Consider the following 15,145-nt stretch of genomic DNA (forward strand, 5'->3'; position numbering starts at 1 on the left):
CACAGTTTGATCACAGGGTGATCTCCGCCCGATCGGCATCCGACGATCGGAAGTGGGGAACGGGTGGGCAGACGCAGGCACGGTGTGGGCGCGGTAGCCGCCTCGGTGGTGATGCTGGCCGGGTGCACTTCGACCGCCGAGGAAGCGCAGACGCCGGGGCTGGAGGCGCGTGGCACGGTGTTGACCACGGTGACTCCCACCCGGCAGGACCTGACGAACCAGATCAGCCTGTCCGGCAAGGTGACCATCGATCCGGTGTTCGGCATCGGGGCGCCGCACGACGGCGAGTTGCGGTGGATGCAGCGGGCGCCGCAGACCACCGCGGCCACCCAGCCGGTGTGGGTGGCGACGGTGTGGAAGGGCGGGGCGCAGCACCGGGTGTCGATCCCGAAGGGGTCGATCATGGCCGGGCGTCTGATGGCGGAGAAGTCGACGGTGACCGAGGGCATGCCGGTGGTGTCGGCGCGGCACGTCGGTTACGGGATCGTGGCGACCATCGACAGTGCGCAGGCCTACCGGATCTCCGGTGCCATCGAGTCGGTCAAGGCGCAGATCAAGGACGGTCCGGGTCCGTTCTCGTGTACGGCGATCGGGTCGATCGCGGCCATGCCGGCCGGCAGCATCCCGGCGCCGGAGCCGACGGCGACCGCGACGAAGCCGGCCGGTGGCGCTTCCGCGGCTCCCCCGGTGGAGGAGCCCGAGAGTGAGTCCGCCGCCGGCAGCGGTTCGGAGGCGACCGGCATGCAGCTGGTCTGCAAGGCGCCGAAGAAGATCAAGATGATCAACGGCACCGACGTGACCCTGGACGTGGTCACCGGCACGGTGGAGAAGGCGATGGTGCTGCCGGTCGAGGCGGTCGCGGGCTCGCAGGGCAAGGGCAAGGTCGACGTCGTGGTCGGCGAGGAGCGGACCCGTAAGACGGTGGATGTCGTCCTGGGCATGTCCGACGGCAAGGTCGTCGAGATCAAGAAGGGTCTGACCGGCACCGAGACCATCGCCGTGCCGGGACCGAACCTGCCCGCCCCGGAGGCGGAGACGCAGGAGGGCACCGGGTGACCAGCCCGATCATCGAGCTTCAGGGCATCACCAAGGTGCTCAAGGGGCAGAAGGAGCCACGGACCATCCTGGACGGTGTCGACCTGCGGGTGCATGCCGGGGAGAGCCTGGCCATCGTGGGCCGGTCCGGTTCCGGCAAGAGCACGCTGCTCAGCGTGCTGGGCCTGTTCGACCGGGCCGACCAGGGCAGTTACGCGCTGGCCGGGCGGGACATCAGCCGGCTGCCGGAGGGCAAGGCGGCGAAACTGCGCAGTTCGCACTACGGCTTCGTGTTCCAGCGGTTCTTCCTGCTCAAGCATCTGACCGCGGCGCAGAACGTGGCGATGGCGCTGGTCAACGGGCAGGGCTGGCTGCCTCGCCGGGAACGCCGGGCCCGGGTCATGCAGGCCCTGGAGCAGGTCGAGATCGCGCACCTGGCCAAGAACCGGCCGTCCCGGATGTCCGGTGGTGAGCAGCAGCGGGTGGCGATCGCCCGGGCGCTGGTCCGCGAGCCGCAGATCCTGCTGGCCGACGAGCCGACCGGCGCGCTGGACACCGAGACCGGCACCCTGGTGATCGACGCGCTGCTGGCGGCGACGACCCGCGGGTGCAGTCTGATCCTGGTCACCCACGACCTGGCGCACGCCGGCCGGATGGGCCGGATCGCCCATCTCGACAAGGGCGTGCTGACCGAGCGGGTGAACGCGTGATCCGGCTGTCCGGGCGGGGACGCTCCGCGCTGATCATCGGGTTCCAGGGCATCCGGGCCCGTAAGACCCGCACCCTGCTCTCCATGATCAGCCTGTTCCTGGGTGTGCTGGCCGTGGTGATCGTGCAGGCCGGGGCGAGCATCGCCGAGAAGGCCACGATGGGCGACATCGAGCTGCAGATGGGCCTGGACGGCACCAAGCAGCTGAGCGTCCCGGCCGGGGAGCGGTCGACCCGGATCGTGCTCGACGCGGTGACCGGACGCCCGGACGCGGTGGCCATGCTCAACACGCGGGCGATCGTCGGCGAGCCCGGGGTGCGGCCGGTCAACGAGGGTGGCGGCCCGATCGGCGAGGACTGGGGCGTCCCGATGGAGTGCGACGACCAGGGGAACTGCACCGAGATCACCACCGGCGGCCCCAAGGGGCAGGCCATCGAGATGCAGGTGGTGGCGCTGACCGGGGACGTCCGGAAGTTCCGGCCGTACCGGCAGAGCAGCGGCGAGTGGCTGGACTTCACCACGGTGCCGATGATGGCGCCCCGTCTGGTTCTCAACAAGTACGCCGCGGAGGCGTTCGAGCAGTACCGGGTGCCCGCCGAGATGCGGATCAAGGGGGCGTCGGCCAACCTCACCCCGCAGTTCGTCGGCGTGGTCGACGACGGCGGCTACATGCCGACGGCGTACGTGCGTCTCGACGAGCTGAGCACCTGGCTGGGCACCGCCTCGCTGTCCGATCCGAACAGCGGTGAGCTGCAGGTGCTGCTGGCCGGGACCACGCCGGTCGAGCAGGTGCTGACCAGCAAGCTCAAGGCGATCGGCCAGGACGCGTACGTCGATGAGATCAAGAATCGGGAGGACATGGCCGAGCAGCTCCAGCTGATGCGGCTGGTGTTCCTGTCGATGGCCGGCCTGGTGCTGCTGATCGGTGTGGCCGGCATCCTCAACGTCGGCCTGGCCACGGTCGGTGAGCGGGTCGAGGAGTTCGCGCTGCGCCGGGCGGTCGGTACGCCCCGGAGTCTGCTGGCCGGGATCGTGCTCGCCGAAACGTTGATCACCGGCTTGTTGACGTCGGCGATCGCGATCGGGGTGAGTGCCGCGGCCCTCAAGGCGGTGGTGACGGTTCTCGGGCCGTCCGAGCCACTCCTGCGGGGGGTGGAGTTCCCGGTGGACGCGGGCGTGGCCGGGATCGTCGCCGGTCTGATCGCCGGCGTGCTGGGTGGCATCATTCCAGCCATCCGGGCGGCGGGCATCCCGATCGCCACCGTGATGCGGGCGTGAGGAAAGATCGCCACCGTGATGCGGGCGTGAGGAAAGATCGCCACCGTGATGCGGGCGTGAGGAAAGATCGCCACCCTGGTGCGGGTGTGAGGAAAGCCTGAGCGCGTCAGAAACGACAATCGCCGCCGGTCATGCTCCCCGGGCGTGACCGGCGGCGACACTCTGGCAGGATTGAGGCATGGGAATGGGCCAATCCTCTGTCGCGAACTGATCGCGGGCGAAGCCGTCCAAAAAGGAAAGATCTACATTCCCACTCATGTCAGTGCATACGCATCGAAGCCAGACTGGTGCCGTTGCGATCCGGCCAGTTCTGGCCCCACACCTGCAGGAGACGATCGAGTCTCTTGCCGCCGGGGAGACCGCACGAGAGATGGCGGCCCGCCTCTACATCTCTCCGAACACCGTCAAGTCCCGGCTGAAGACCCTCTATCAACAGCTGGGCGCGCGTGACCAGGCACATGCGGTCGCGATCGCGTTCCGGATGGGGGTGTTGCGGGCTGCCGACGAGCCCGACGACCCGAACGTGCAGCCGATCGTCGTCGGCGGTCTCAATCCGGACCGGCTGCGCACCACCATCGCCGACCTGACGGCCCTGCTGCGGATAGCGGAGAAGGCTCCGGCGTCCGAGGAGAACACCGCCGAGGCCTGCGAAGGATGCCGACAGGTGCTCAAGTACGTGGCGGAACTCGCCCGGCAGAGCAACGGCAACCCGTCGGTGGCACTGGACCAGATAGTGCAGATCGTGGAGGCGGCCAACGGCCGGTGAGTGGAGGCGGCCAACGGCCGCCGAGGCGCAACTCTGACCCCAGACGTCCCTGACAGATCCCGGTTCATCCCGTCGGGGAGGCGGCGGGGTGAACAGGGGCCAGGCGTCAGTCCGGCAGAGGCGCGTTCGGCGGCAGGGAGAACACCTCGACCGCACAGAACCAGGCATGCACGTGCATCCGGATCACCGGTGTGCCGGGCACCCGTGGCACCGCCGCCAGCCTGATCTGTTCCGAGCTGAACGCGCTCGCACCGCTCACCTCGACCTCGACACCCTCCGGGACGAACACCTTGAGTTCGCCGAAGACGCACGCGCCGGCGATCTCCACGACCGGTTCACCGGTCGTCATGCTGCGCAGGTCGAGTTTTGTCGAGCCGAACACCGTCCAGGTGTTCAGGCGCTGCGACCGCAGCCGCCACCGGCCGACCCGTTTGCGCTCGCCGAACACGGTGACCACCGAGTCGACCGTGCGCGCCGAGGTCACCACCGGTGTCGCGGCGAGGCCCTCGGTGGCCTTCGCCAGCTCCACCTCGGTCGAGGCGGCCCAGACGTCGCCGACGCGGACACTGAACTCCTCAAGAGTGAGTCTGCCGTCGCCGCAGGCGTGCTGCAGCAGCTCGGCCACTCTCTCGCGGTCGCCGTCGGAGATCGGCGCCGGCACGGGAACACCCACGCCAGAGACCTTAAACCTCACACGCCACAAGCGGTGCCCCTGCTGGGCTCGGCGAAGCGCGAGCTGCGAGACTGGGGGGATCATGACGCTGACCGATCGCATTCCCGGCACGGCTGAACCCGACGCCGTCTTCGACGCCTTCCAGACCTGGGTCACGGAACAGGGCATCACGCTCTATCCGCATCAGGAGGAGGCGCTGATCGAGATCGCGACCGGCGCGAACGTCATCCTCAACACCCCGACCGGCTCGGGCAAGAGCCTGGTCGCCGTCGGCGCGCACTTCGCCGCCCTGGCCGGCGACCGCACCACCTTCTACACCGCGCCGATCAAGGCACTGGTCAGCGAGAAGTTCTTCGCCCTCTGCGCGGTCTTCGGGGCCAAGAACGTCGGCATGCTGACCGGTGACGCCAGCGTCAACGCGGACGCCCCGATCATCTGCTGCACCGCGGAGATCCTGGCCAACCTGGCGTTGCGCGAGGGCGCCGACGCCGACGTCGGCCAGGTGGTCATGGACGAGTTCCACTTCTACGCCGAGCCGGACCGGGGCTGGGCGTGGCAGGTGCCGCTGATCGAGCTGCCGCAGGCGCAGTTCCTGCTGATGTCGGCCACCCTCGGCGACACCACGCGGTTCGTCGACGACCTCTCCCGGCGTACCGGGCGGCAGACCGCGGTGGTCGCCAACGCCGAGCGTCCGGTTCCGCTCCTTTTCGAGTACGCGATGACGCCGCTGCACGAGACCATCGAGGAACTCCTCTCCACCCGGCAGTCCCCGGTCTACATCGTGCACTTCACCCAGGCGGCCGCCCTGGAACGCGCGCAGTCGCTGATGAGCATCAACATGTGCACGCGCGAGGAGAAGGAGAAGATCGCCGCGGCGATCGGCAACTTCCGGTTCACGGCCGGTTTCGGGCGTACGCTCTCGCGCCTGGTCCGGCACGGCATCGGTGTGCACCACGCGGGCATGCTGCCGAAGTACCGCCGGCTGGTGGAGACCCTGGCGCAGGCCGGCCTCCTGAAGGTCATCTGTGGCACGGACACCCTCGGCGTCGGCATCAACGTGCCGATCCGCACCGTGCTGTTCACCGGCCTGTCCAAGTACGACGGGGTGAAGACCCGGCTGCTCAAGGCGCGCGAGTTCCACCAGATCGCCGGGCGGGCCGGCCGGGCCGGGTACGACACCATCGGCACCGTCATCGTGCAGGCGCCCGAGCATGTGATCGACAACGAGCGGGCCCTGGCGAAGGCCGGTGACGACCCGAAGAAGCGCCGCAAGGTGGTCCGCAAGAAGCCGCCGGAGGGCACCATCGGCTGGGGCCGGCCGACCTTCGACCGGCTGGTGGACGCCGAGCCGGAACCGTTGACGTCGTCGTTCCAGGTGTCGCACGCGATGCTGCTGAACGTGATGAACCGGGGCACCGACCCGTTCGCGGCGATGCGGCACCTGCTGACCGACAACCACGAGGAGCGTCCCGCGCAGCGCCGGCACATCCGGCGGGCCATCGCCATCGCGCGGGCCCTGATCGCCGGTGGTGTCATCGAGCGCACCGACGAGGGCGTCTACAAGCTGGTCGACGACCTGCAGCTGGACTTCGCCCTCAACCAGGCGCTGTCGCCGTTCGCGCTGGCCTGCCTGGAGTTGCTCGACAAGGAGTCTCCGGAGTACCCGCTGGACGTCGTCTCGGTGATCGAGTCGACGTTGGAGGATCCCCGGCAGATCGTCTCCGAGCAGCGTAAGAAGGCGCGGGGCGAGGCTGTCAACGCCATGAAGGCCGAGGGCATCGAATACGAGGAACGCATGCAGCTCCTCGAGGACGTGACCTGGCCGCAGCCGTTGCGGGAGCTGCTCGAGGCGGCGTACGAGACGTATCAGGGCGGGCACCCGTGGGTCGCCGACTACGAGATCAAGCCGAAGTCCGTGGTCCGCGACATGTACGAGCGGGCGATGACCTTCACCGAGTACGTGTCGTTCTACGGCCTGTCCCGGTCGGAGGGACTGGTGCTGCGGTACCTCGCGGACGCGTACCGGGCGCTGCGCCAGACGGTGCCGGAGGATGCCCGGACCGAGGAGCTCACCGACCTGGTCGAGTGGCTCGGTGAGCTGGTCCGGCAGGTCGACTCCAGCCTGCTCGACGAGTGGTCGCGGCTGCAGAATCCGACCGGCGAGGAGGTCGAGGTCCGCATCGACGACAAGCCGCCCGCGGTCACCCGTAACACCCGCGCCTTCCGGGTGCTGGTGCGTAACGCGATGTTCCGCCGGGTGGAGCTGGCCGCGTTGCGCCGCTGGGATCTGCTCGCCGAGCTGGACGCCGAGAACGGCTGGACCGCCGAACGCTGGCAGGCGGCGATCACCGAGTACTTCGAGGAGTACGACTCGCTGGGCACCGGCCCGGCGGCGCGCGGTCCGGCGTTCCTGCACATCGAGCAGGGCCCGGCGGTATGGACGGTCCGTCAGGTCTTCGAGGACCCGGAGGGTGACCACGACTGGGGCATCGAGGCCACCGTCGACCTGGAGGCCTCGGACGAGGCCGGGACCGCCGCCGTGAAGGTGACGGCGGTCGGCCCTCAGTAGATCCTCAATACTCCAGGTGGGTACGCGTCGCGGCGACGATCTTCTCGACGAGCGCGATGCCGTCCTCCTTGGACGTGTTGCCGTGTGACAGCACCACCACGGAGACGTTGGTGGTGCGGTCCGCGGAGACCAGCCGGCCCAGGGTGTTGACCACCCAGCGGTCGCCGTCGTCGGCGCGGGTGTCCCAGCCGTTCTTGACCGGGGCCTGTTCGCCGTCGCGGGCCGCGGACGGCACACCCCAGACCTGGTCGGCGTTGACCGCGGACATCAGGTCGAAGAGGTACTGCCGGCGTTCGACGGTCAGTTCGCTCTGGTCGTTCACCAGGGTGCCGAGCAGGCGGGCCTGGTCGTCGGCGGTGGTGGTGGTCAGGCCCCACTCGTCGTCGACGGTGGTCTCCTCCATGCCGAGCCGCTCGTCGCACGCGGTGAGACCGGCGGCGCCGCCGACGCTCGCGAAGAGGGCCGTGGTGGCCTCGTTGTCGCTGGCTTTGATCATGCGGTCGGCGCGGGTGCGTTCCTCGTCGGTCAGGGTCCGGTCGTCGTCCTGGGCGTGCAGCAGCACGCAGGCCAGCACGGCCACCTTCACCGCGCTGGCGGTGTCGAACCCGTCCGAGCCGTGGTAGGAGAACTCCCGGTCGTTCGCCTTGTCGAGCACGGCGACGGCGAACGCCGGGGACGTCTCGGCCAGGTCGTCGAGGGCGTTCGTCAGCCGCCACTGCTGGCGGCCCTCGGCGGTGAGCGGGGGCAGGACACCGGCCAGGATGAGTGCGCCGGCCACGGCGAGGACGGCCACCACGGCGGCGATCGGGACGAACAGTTTGCTGCGGAGCATTCGCGACTTCCTCATCGTCGGGGCGCACGGAAGAGTACGTGACGATCGCCGTCGGCGATGACCCTCACCGCGCCTGTTCCGGCAATTTCGTGATCGTCGGGAGGCGGGCGGTGAACGTGGTGCCCACTCCCGGGGTGCTCACCGCGTCCAGGGTGCCGCCCTGGTCGGCGATGATCCGGCGGGCGATGGTCAGGCCCAGCCCGGAACCGCCGGTGGCCCGCTGCCGGGCCGGGTCGGCACGCCAGAACCTGTCGAAGGCCCGGGCCAGTTCGTCGCCGGTCATGCCGACGCCGGTGTCGCGGACCGTCATCACCGCGTCCGGGCCTTCCCGGTGGACCGTCATCTCCACCTGGCCACCCGCGTCGGTGTACCGGATGGCGTTGCTGAGCAGGTTGCTGAACACCTGCCGCAGCCGTCCCGGGTCGGCGTAGACCTCGACCGGCTCGGGGGCATGGACGGTCAGGCGGATCCCGGCGGTGTCGGCGACCGCCCCGTGCGCGGTGGCCGTGGTCGCCACCATGTCGGACAGGTCAAGCAGTTCCGGCGAGTAGCCCAGGTCACCGGCCTCGGCCTGGGCCAGCACCTGCAGGTCGTCGAGGATCCGGCGCTGCAGCAGGGTCTCCTCGTGCAGGGAGGCGAACAGCTCGGGACTCGGCTCGATCACCCCGTCGGCCAGGCCCTCGAGGTAGCCGCGCAGGTTCGACAGCGGTGTCCGCAACTCGTGGGCGACGTCGGCGATCAGCCGCTGCTGGCGTTCCTCGCTGCGTTGCAGTGCTTCGGCCATCGCGTTGAACGACGCGGAGAGCCTCGCCACGTCGCCGTCGCCGCGGGCCGGCACCCGCACTTCCAGGCGTCCCGCGGCGAGTTGCAGCGAGGCCTGGGTGAGCACCCGCAGCGGCTGACTGACCCGGCGGGCTATCCACGCGGTGCCCAGGAAGGCGACCGCGACCAGGCCGATCGCGCCGAGCACGGCCGGGCGTCCCAGGTCGGTGAAGTCGGTCTCCTGCCGCGACCCGAAGTAGATCTCCACGGGGACCGCCGAGGTGGCCGCGGTGGCCTGGCTGAAGCCGCTGTTCAGGCATTCGCCGTAGGCGACCGCGCCGAACGTGCAGCCGGCCACCTGCAGCCACGCGGTGCGCAGGAACGCCCGGTCGGCGCGCACGCTGGAGGAGGCCCGGGCCAGGCACGGGCCGGCGTCGCCGCGCTGCGTGTCGCTGAGGTACGGCGGAACGTCCAGCCCCAGCGCGGCGTCCCCGGTGAGGCCGTTGTCCTGCGCGCACCGGATCGCGACCAGGGCCGCCTTGTACTGCGCCGCCTGGAACAGGGCGCGGGCTCCCGGGTCGGTGAACTCCCCGGTCCGGGGCGCGGCCGCGAACAGGTCCTTCGGCAGCGACGGCATCGCCGCGAGTTGCGTCTTGCGCTGCGCCTCCTTGGATGTGGGCTTCGTGGTGGGCCGCGGGTTGTCCAGGATCCGCTGCAGCGCCGCCTGCGAGCGGGTGATCGCGTCCTCCCAGATCCACCCGTCGAGCGCCGGCGCCGGGTCGACCCTGCGGGGCAGCAGCTGCACCGGGCCGGCGGCGCGCTTCTCCAGGTTGTCCGAGTCGGCGAGCACCTCGCTGTCCTCGGCGACCACCCGGATGTGCAGGCCGGTCCGGGCGGAGAGCCCGGCGACCACCGTGTCCAGGCCGTTCCAGCGGCCGTTGCGGGTGCCGAAGTCGCGGATCCCGTTCAGGATCTCCGCCTCGTGCCGTTCGCGCGCCTGATCGACCCGGGTCACCTCGCGTGACGTCAGACTCAGCGTCAGCCAGGCGGTGGCGCCGATCGCGGTGGTCGCCACCACCAGGACCAGCAGGAAGATCCGGAGCCGGAAGCTCACTGCTCGGCCATCCGGTATCCCCTCCCGTACACGGTCTGCACGTAACGCGGATCGGCCGGGTTGCGCTCGATCTTGCGGCGCAGGTTGACCACGTGCGCGTCGACGGTCCGTTCCGAGACGTCGTTCTCGAAGCCGAACGTCTTGTCGATGATCTGGCCGCGGGTGAAGACCCGTCCCGGCTCGCGGGCCAGCAGTTCCAGGATGCCGAACTCCTTGGCGGTCAGCGGCACCGGCTCGCCGTTCACCCGGACCTCGAACCGCGGGGGATCCACCTCGAGTTCGCCGACCCGCAGGATCTCCGAGGTCTCCGTGCTGCCGCTGCGGGCCCGGCGCAGCAGGGCGCGGACCCGGGCGGTGAGCTCCCGCGGGCTGACCGGTTTGCTCAGGTAGTCGTCGGCCCCGATGTCCAGGCCGAGCAGCATGTCGTTCTCCGCCGAGCGGGCGGTCACCAGCAGGATCGCCACCTGGGCGAGCGCGGCGTCGGACTCGGCGCGCAGGATCCGGCAGACGTCCAGGCCGTCGACGATCGGCATCATCCAGTCCAGCACCAGCAGGTCCGGCCGGCGGGCCCGGGCCTGCTCCAGAGCCGCCCTGCCGTCACTCACGGTGAGAACCTGGTGGCCCTCGCGTTCGAGGTAGAGACGGATCAGCTGGGCGTGCTTGGGGTCGTCATCGGCGACAAGGATGCGGGCGGTCACGTTTCGCATTCTTGCCGACCGGGTCCAGTCGACCAAGAAATGTCAGGAACCCGTGAAGATCCGGTCCCCGATTCGTGCCGCACAGCAATCCCCCAAGCTTCCGCACAGGTTCTTCACAACCCGGTGCCTATGTTCGGTCCGCTTCACCCACCCCCGCAGGACCAGAGGAGGCCAACATGTGCGGCCTGAGCGTGTTCGTCAGCAGCCGGTCCGTCGCCGGACCTCCGGACGCCGAGACGCAGGCGGCGTTCGCCGCCGCGCTGGAGAGCATCCACCATCGTGGACCGGACGACACCCAGATCGAGTACGGCGACGGGTACGCGTTCGGTTTCAAGCGCCTCGCGATCATCGACCGTGACCACTCGGTGCAGCCGCTGCGGTACGCCGATCGCTGGACCGTGGTCTTCAACGGGGAGATCTACAACTACCGGGAGCTGCGGGCCGACCTGATCCGCGAGCACGGCGCGGTGTTCGCCACCGAGGGCGACAGCGAGGTGCTGGCCGCGGCCTTCCACTACTGGGGTGAGGCGGCCCTGCCGCGGATGCGGGGCATGTTCGCGTTCGTCGCGTTCGACCACCGCACCGGGACCCTGCACGCCGCCCGGGACGCGTTCGGCATCAAGCCGCTGTACGTGCTGGAGACCGCCGACGGCCTGTTCCTGTCCAGCGAGCGCAAGTGCCTCGACGCGTTCGCCGCGCCGGCCGGTGCGGCGCTGAACACCGACGCCGTCGCCCACTACCTGACCTTCCAGTTCGTGCCGGACCCGCTGACCCTGCACCGGCACATCCGCCGGCTGCCCCCGGGTCACCGTCTGATCTGGACCGCCGGCGGTGGCGTCCGCGAGCACCGCTGGTTCCGCCCGTCGCTGCGGCCGCTGCGCCTGGAGCCGGAGATGGCCCAGGCCGCCATCCGGGATGCGCTGACCGCGAGCGTCAAGAAGCACCTGCACGCGGACGTGCCGGTCGGCACCTTCCTGTCCAGTGGTGTCGACTCGTCGGCGATCGCCGCGCTGGCCGCCCGGGAGAAGCCGGACCTGCACGCCTTCACCGCCGGGTTCGCCGCCCAGGGCTACTCCGAGATCGACATCGCCCAGCACACCGCCGACCAGCTCGGCATCCGGCTGACCCCGACCGTGGTCAGCGACGAGGACGTGCTGGACGCGCTGCCGCGCATCACCCAGCTGCTCGACGACCCGATCGCCGACCCGTCGCTGATCCCGCTCTACTTCCTGGCCCGCACCGCGTCGCAGCACGTCACCGTGGTGCTCTCCGGTGAGGGCTCGGACGAGTTGTTCGGCGGGTACACCATCTACCGCGAGCCGCTGTCGCTGGCCGGTGTCGAGAAGCTGCCGCCGGGCATGAAGCGCAGCCTGCACAAGCTGGCCGAGGTGCTGCCCGAGGGGGTCCGGGGACGGTCGTTCCTGGAGCGCGGCACCACCCCGATCGAGCAGCGCTACTACGGCAACGCCCGGATCTTCGACCCGGAGGAGAAGTCGCGGCTGATGCGCTACACGGCGCAGCCGCACACCGACATCACCGCGCACCTGTACGCCGAGACCGCGGACGTCGACGACGTCGCCTCGATGCAGTACGTCGACCTGCACACCTGGCTGCCCGGCGACATCCTGTGCAAGGCCGACCGGATGTCGATGGCGCACAGCATCGAACTGCGGGTGCCCTTCCTCGACCAGCAGGTCTACGCGGCCGCCGCGGGCCTGCCCACCGAGATGAAGTTGCCCTCCGGCAGCATCGCCACCAAGCACGCGCTGCGGGAGGCGATGCGCGGCATCGTCCCCGAGTCGGTCCGCGAGGCCAAGAAGCTGGGCTTCCCGACCCCGACCCGGGTCTGGCTCAAGGGCATGATCGGTGACTGGGTGGACCACCTGCTCGCCACCTCGCAGACCGGTCACCTGCTCGACCTGGGGTACGCCCGCGGCCTGCTCGCCGAGCACCGCGCCGGCGTCGCCGACCGGTCCCGCAAGGTCTGGACGGTGGCCATGTTCTGCCTGTGGCACGCCATCCACGTCGAGAAGACGATCACCGTGCAGCAGCCGCGGATCCCGGAGCGTGCCGCGTACCGCCGGTCGATGCGCGAGACCGCCCTGCTGGGCTGAGATCGCGCCGCCGGGGGTCTCCCCGCCCCCGGCGGCGGCAGTTGCGCACGACTCCTGCCATCCGCTGTGGAGGTGGCATCGTCAGCCGGTCCGGGGCCTGACGCGACCGGGGCCGACGGGACTGCTTCACGGCGTACCCGTCACAGGTCGATCGCCGAAGGCGGCGCTGATCTCCGTCGCGGACAGCGCGCCCTTGCGGAAGCCCGTGGTGCCGGTGACCTGCAGTTCGCGGGCGGCGTCGCGCAGCGCGCCGTAGGCCGCCCAGGCCAGCGCACCGCCGGTGGAGACCCGCCGCACCCCCAGCGCCGCCAGTTCCGGGACGCTCGGCGCGCCCGGCACGGTCAGCACGTTCACCGGCGCCCCGACCGCCTCGACGACCCGGGTGATGTCGGCCGGTTCGCTCAGTCCCGGGGCGTAGAGGACGTCCGCGCCCGCCTGGCGGAACGCGACCAGCCGCGCGATCGTGTCGTCGAGATCGTCGATGCCGTAGAGGTGGTTCTCGGCGCGGGCGGTCAGCACCAGCCCCCGTCCGGCGGCCGCGGCCACCCGCTCGACCGCCCGGGGCAGCTCGTCGATCCGGGCGCCCACCGGGTCGTAGTCCTCGATGGAGAGCCCCGCGGCGCCCGCCTCCGCCAGCAGGCCGGCCGTCTCGGCGACGCCCTCCGGGGTCTCGGCGTAACCCCGCTCGGCGTCCACGCTGACCGGGATCGACACCGCGGCGGTCATCAGCGCCACGTGCGCCACCAGTTCGTCGCGGGTCACCGCCTGGTCCCGTTTGCCGAGGGTGGCGGCGAAACCGGACGAGGTCGTGGCGATCGCGGCGAATCCCAGACTTTCCAGAATTTTCGCGGAACCCGTGTCCCAGGCGTTGGGCAGCAGAAACGTGCCGGACTCGTGCAGTTCGCGGAACCTCGTCGCCGTCATGGTCGCCACTTTAGGTGAACCGGAGTCGGTCTTCTGTCCGTGTCATTCCTCGACGGAGCAAGCCCCCCTCGACCGGAAGGCCCAGTGATGTCCGGATTCAAGCGCGCCAGAGGAAGACTGATCGTCGCGGCGGTCGCCGTGGTCGGTGTGGGCGCGGCGGTGGCCTTCACCAACTTCTCGTCCGCGGCCGAGGTACCCCCGGCCACCGGCGAACAGGTCGTGACCGCGAGCATCGAGGTCTCCGGTGTGTTCGACGGCGCGAACAAGCGTTTCATCGGCGGCGGTGACCTCGGCGACGGCGGTCAGGCCGAGGGCCAGGACGCGCTCTTCGAACTCGCCGACGGCGCCACCCTGAGCAACGTGATCCTGGGCAGCCCGGCCGCCGACGGCGTGCACTGCGCGGGCAGCTGCACCCTGACCAACGTGCACTGGGAGGACGTCGGCGAGGACGCGGCCACGTTCCGCGGCGAGGACGCGACGGTCGTCATCGACGGCGGCAGCGCGGCCTCCGCCTCCGACAAGGTGTTCCAGGACAACCGGGGTGCCGGCGGCTCGGTGACGATCCGCAACTTCGAGGTCTCCGACTTCGGCAAGCTCTACCGGTCCTGCGGCAACTGCTCCACCCAGGCGGCCCGCACGGTCAGCATCGAGAACATCGTCGCCACCGCCCCCGGCAACACCCTGGCCGGTATCAACGTCAACCTCGGCGACAAGCTGACCATCGACGGCGTCACCCTGGTCGGCGACGACATCAGCCTGTGCGACCTGTTCGAGGGCAACGACACCGGCGAGGAGCCCACGAAGATCGGCTCCGGCCCGGACGGCGAGGCGTGCGTCGCCACCGGGGTCACCGGTCCCTGACCCGTCATGGTCGGGGCGGGACTGCCGGTCACGCTCTCTCACCGGTACGCGTGACCGGCGGCCCCGCCCCGGCCGCGGCGCGGCCGTCCCCGACGGAGAAGCCCCGCCTTCCGCGTCTGCGGTGGGCGGGGCTTCGTCTTGTGTGGTCACTCGGTGTGCCGGTCATCGGCGGGTCTCCTCCCGCATGGTCAGCCGGCCGACACGCGGTCGGTGAAGGCGGACAGGTTGCGCAGGGACCGGTCGATGCGTTCCGGCAGGGTGAGGGTCTCCTCGCGGCGGACCAGGCGCATCCGCGGCTTGCGCTTGCCCCGCAGGTAGAGCGAGCAGGCCAGGTCGGCGCAGAGGTACTGACCGACGGTGTTGCCCTTGCGGCCGGACGGGCCGGCGAGCGGCGCCACGAACAGCGCCACCCCGGACGCGGCGTGCTCGGTCAGGCAGACCTGGCACATGCTGGATCGCAGGGCACTGGTCTTCGTGCTCTCCGGGCGGCGCAGCACGAGGCCGGTGGGACCGTCCGCGCCCGGCACGACCAGCAGCGCGCGCAGTGGCGCTGCCGGGTCGGTCCAGCCGAGGAAGTCCAGGTCGTCCCAGGGGGTCTCGCCGGTGGCGAAACCGGCCGGGAGCCTGATCCGGGTCGCCTCGCCCTTGGTGCAGTTGATGAAGGAGTCGCGGATCTCCTTCTCGTCGAGTGGTCGCATGCGCGTCAACCTAGCCTCGGTCTTTCATTTAGACGCCGATTCATAGCCGCCGTTCGATGAATTCGATGCGTCTTCTTGCTGCGGTTTTGTGGGCATGGTGAGGGCCCGGCGC

13 protein-coding genes are annotated in these 15,145 nt (G+C 70.2%); 7 read left to right on the forward strand and 6 right to left on the reverse strand.

Annotated elements, in window-relative coordinates:
- Nucleotides 1–63 precede the first annotated feature (63 nt).
- The 4 genes from WH85_RS38755 to WH85_RS38770 all read left to right on the forward strand — a co-directional run bounded on the left by WH85_RS38755 (nt 64) and on the right by WH85_RS38770 (nt 3,788).
- A complete protein-coding gene (locus tag WH85_RS38755; RefSeq protein ID WP_245674281.1) occupies nt 64–1,056 on the forward strand; it encodes an efflux RND transporter periplasmic adaptor subunit in 993 nt (330 codons plus the stop codon).
- Nucleotides 1,053–1,745 carry an ABC transporter ATP-binding protein gene (locus WH85_RS38760; RefSeq protein ID WP_045747131.1) on the forward strand — a complete coding sequence of 231 codons (693 nt, stop codon included), beginning with the start codon at nt 1,053–1,055 and terminating at the stop codon, nt 1,743–1,745. The genes WH85_RS38755 and WH85_RS38760 overlap by 4 nt, the downstream gene beginning before the upstream one ends.
- Nucleotides 1,742–3,022, forward strand: coding sequence for an ABC transporter permease (locus WH85_RS38765; RefSeq protein WP_045747132.1), 1,281 nt, complete (start codon nt 1,742–1,744; stop codon nt 3,020–3,022). Before WH85_RS38760 ends, WH85_RS38765 begins: the two co-directional genes overlap by 4 nt.
- A 256-nt stretch (nt 3,023–3,278) precedes the next feature.
- Nucleotides 3,279–3,788, forward strand: coding sequence for a response regulator transcription factor (locus WH85_RS38770; protein ID WP_045747133.1), 510 nt, complete (start codon nt 3,279–3,281; stop codon nt 3,786–3,788).
- Nucleotides 3,789–3,894: 106 nt separating this feature from the next.
- Here WH85_RS38770 and WH85_RS38775 read toward each other — a convergent pair whose 3' ends face one another.
- Entirely contained in the window at nt 3,895–4,461 is a 567-nt protein-coding gene (locus WH85_RS38775) for a DUF1707 SHOCT-like domain-containing protein (protein ID WP_245674282.1), read from the reverse strand.
- An 82-nt stretch (nt 4,462–4,543) separates the two neighbouring features.
- Between WH85_RS38775 and WH85_RS38780 the strand changes: the two genes are divergently transcribed.
- Nucleotides 4,544–7,030 (forward strand): DEAD/DEAH box helicase, encoded by a 2,487-nt coding sequence (locus WH85_RS38780; protein WP_045747135.1) that lies wholly within the window; start codon nt 4,544–4,546, stop codon nt 7,028–7,030.
- A gap of 4 nt (nt 7,031–7,034) precedes the next feature.
- Here WH85_RS38780 and WH85_RS38785 read toward each other — a convergent pair whose 3' ends face one another.
- The 3 genes from WH85_RS38785 to WH85_RS38795 all read right to left on the reverse strand — a co-directional run bounded on the left by WH85_RS38785 (nt 7,035) and on the right by WH85_RS38795 (nt 10,445).
- Nucleotides 7,035–7,862 (reverse strand): serine hydrolase, encoded by an 828-nt coding sequence (locus tag WH85_RS38785; protein WP_045747136.1) that lies wholly within the window; start codon nt 7,860–7,862, stop codon nt 7,035–7,037.
- Between the two features lie 64 nt (nt 7,863–7,926).
- Nucleotides 7,927–9,738, reverse strand: coding sequence for a sensor histidine kinase (locus WH85_RS38790; RefSeq protein ID WP_045747137.1), 1,812 nt, complete (start codon nt 9,736–9,738; stop codon nt 7,927–7,929).
- On the reverse strand, nt 9,735–10,445 hold the full coding sequence (locus tag WH85_RS38795) for a response regulator transcription factor (RefSeq protein ID WP_211275583.1): 711 nt from the start codon (nt 10,443–10,445) through the stop codon (nt 9,735–9,737). Before WH85_RS38795 ends, WH85_RS38790 begins: the two co-directional genes overlap by 4 nt.
- Before the next feature lie 167 nt (nt 10,446–10,612).
- On the opposite strand from WH85_RS38795, the gene asnB reads away from it, so the two are divergent.
- On the forward strand, nt 10,613–12,550 hold the full coding sequence (gene asnB / locus WH85_RS38800; protein WP_045747139.1) for an asparagine synthase (glutamine-hydrolyzing): 1,938 nt from the start codon (nt 10,613–10,615) through the stop codon (nt 12,548–12,550).
- Nucleotides 12,551–12,676: 126 nt separating this feature from the next.
- Here the strand turns inward: asnB and WH85_RS38805 are convergent, their stop codons facing one another.
- Entirely contained in the window at nt 12,677–13,474 is a 798-nt protein-coding gene (locus WH85_RS38805; protein WP_045747149.1) for an isocitrate lyase/PEP mutase family protein, read from the reverse strand.
- 87 nt (nt 13,475–13,561) lie between these two features.
- On the opposite strand from WH85_RS38805, the gene WH85_RS38810 reads away from it, so the two are divergent.
- Nucleotides 13,562–14,335: a pectate lyase gene (locus WH85_RS38810; RefSeq protein WP_045747140.1), complete on the forward strand. Its 774-nt coding sequence runs from the start codon at nt 13,562–13,564 to the stop codon at nt 14,333–14,335.
- 188 nt (nt 14,336–14,523) lie between these two features.
- Here WH85_RS38810 and WH85_RS38815 read toward each other — a convergent pair whose 3' ends face one another.
- Nucleotides 14,524–15,033, reverse strand: a complete 510-nt coding sequence (locus WH85_RS38815) for an FBP domain-containing protein (RefSeq protein WP_045747141.1) — start codon at nt 15,031–15,033, stop codon at nt 14,524–14,526.
- Nucleotides 15,034–15,145: the final 112 nt, after the last annotated feature.

Source organism: Actinoplanes rectilineatus, from assembly GCF_000962825.1.
In the GTDB taxonomy this organism is placed as follows: Bacteria; Actinomycetota; Actinomycetes; order Mycobacteriales; family Micromonosporaceae; genus Actinoplanes; species Actinoplanes rectilineatus.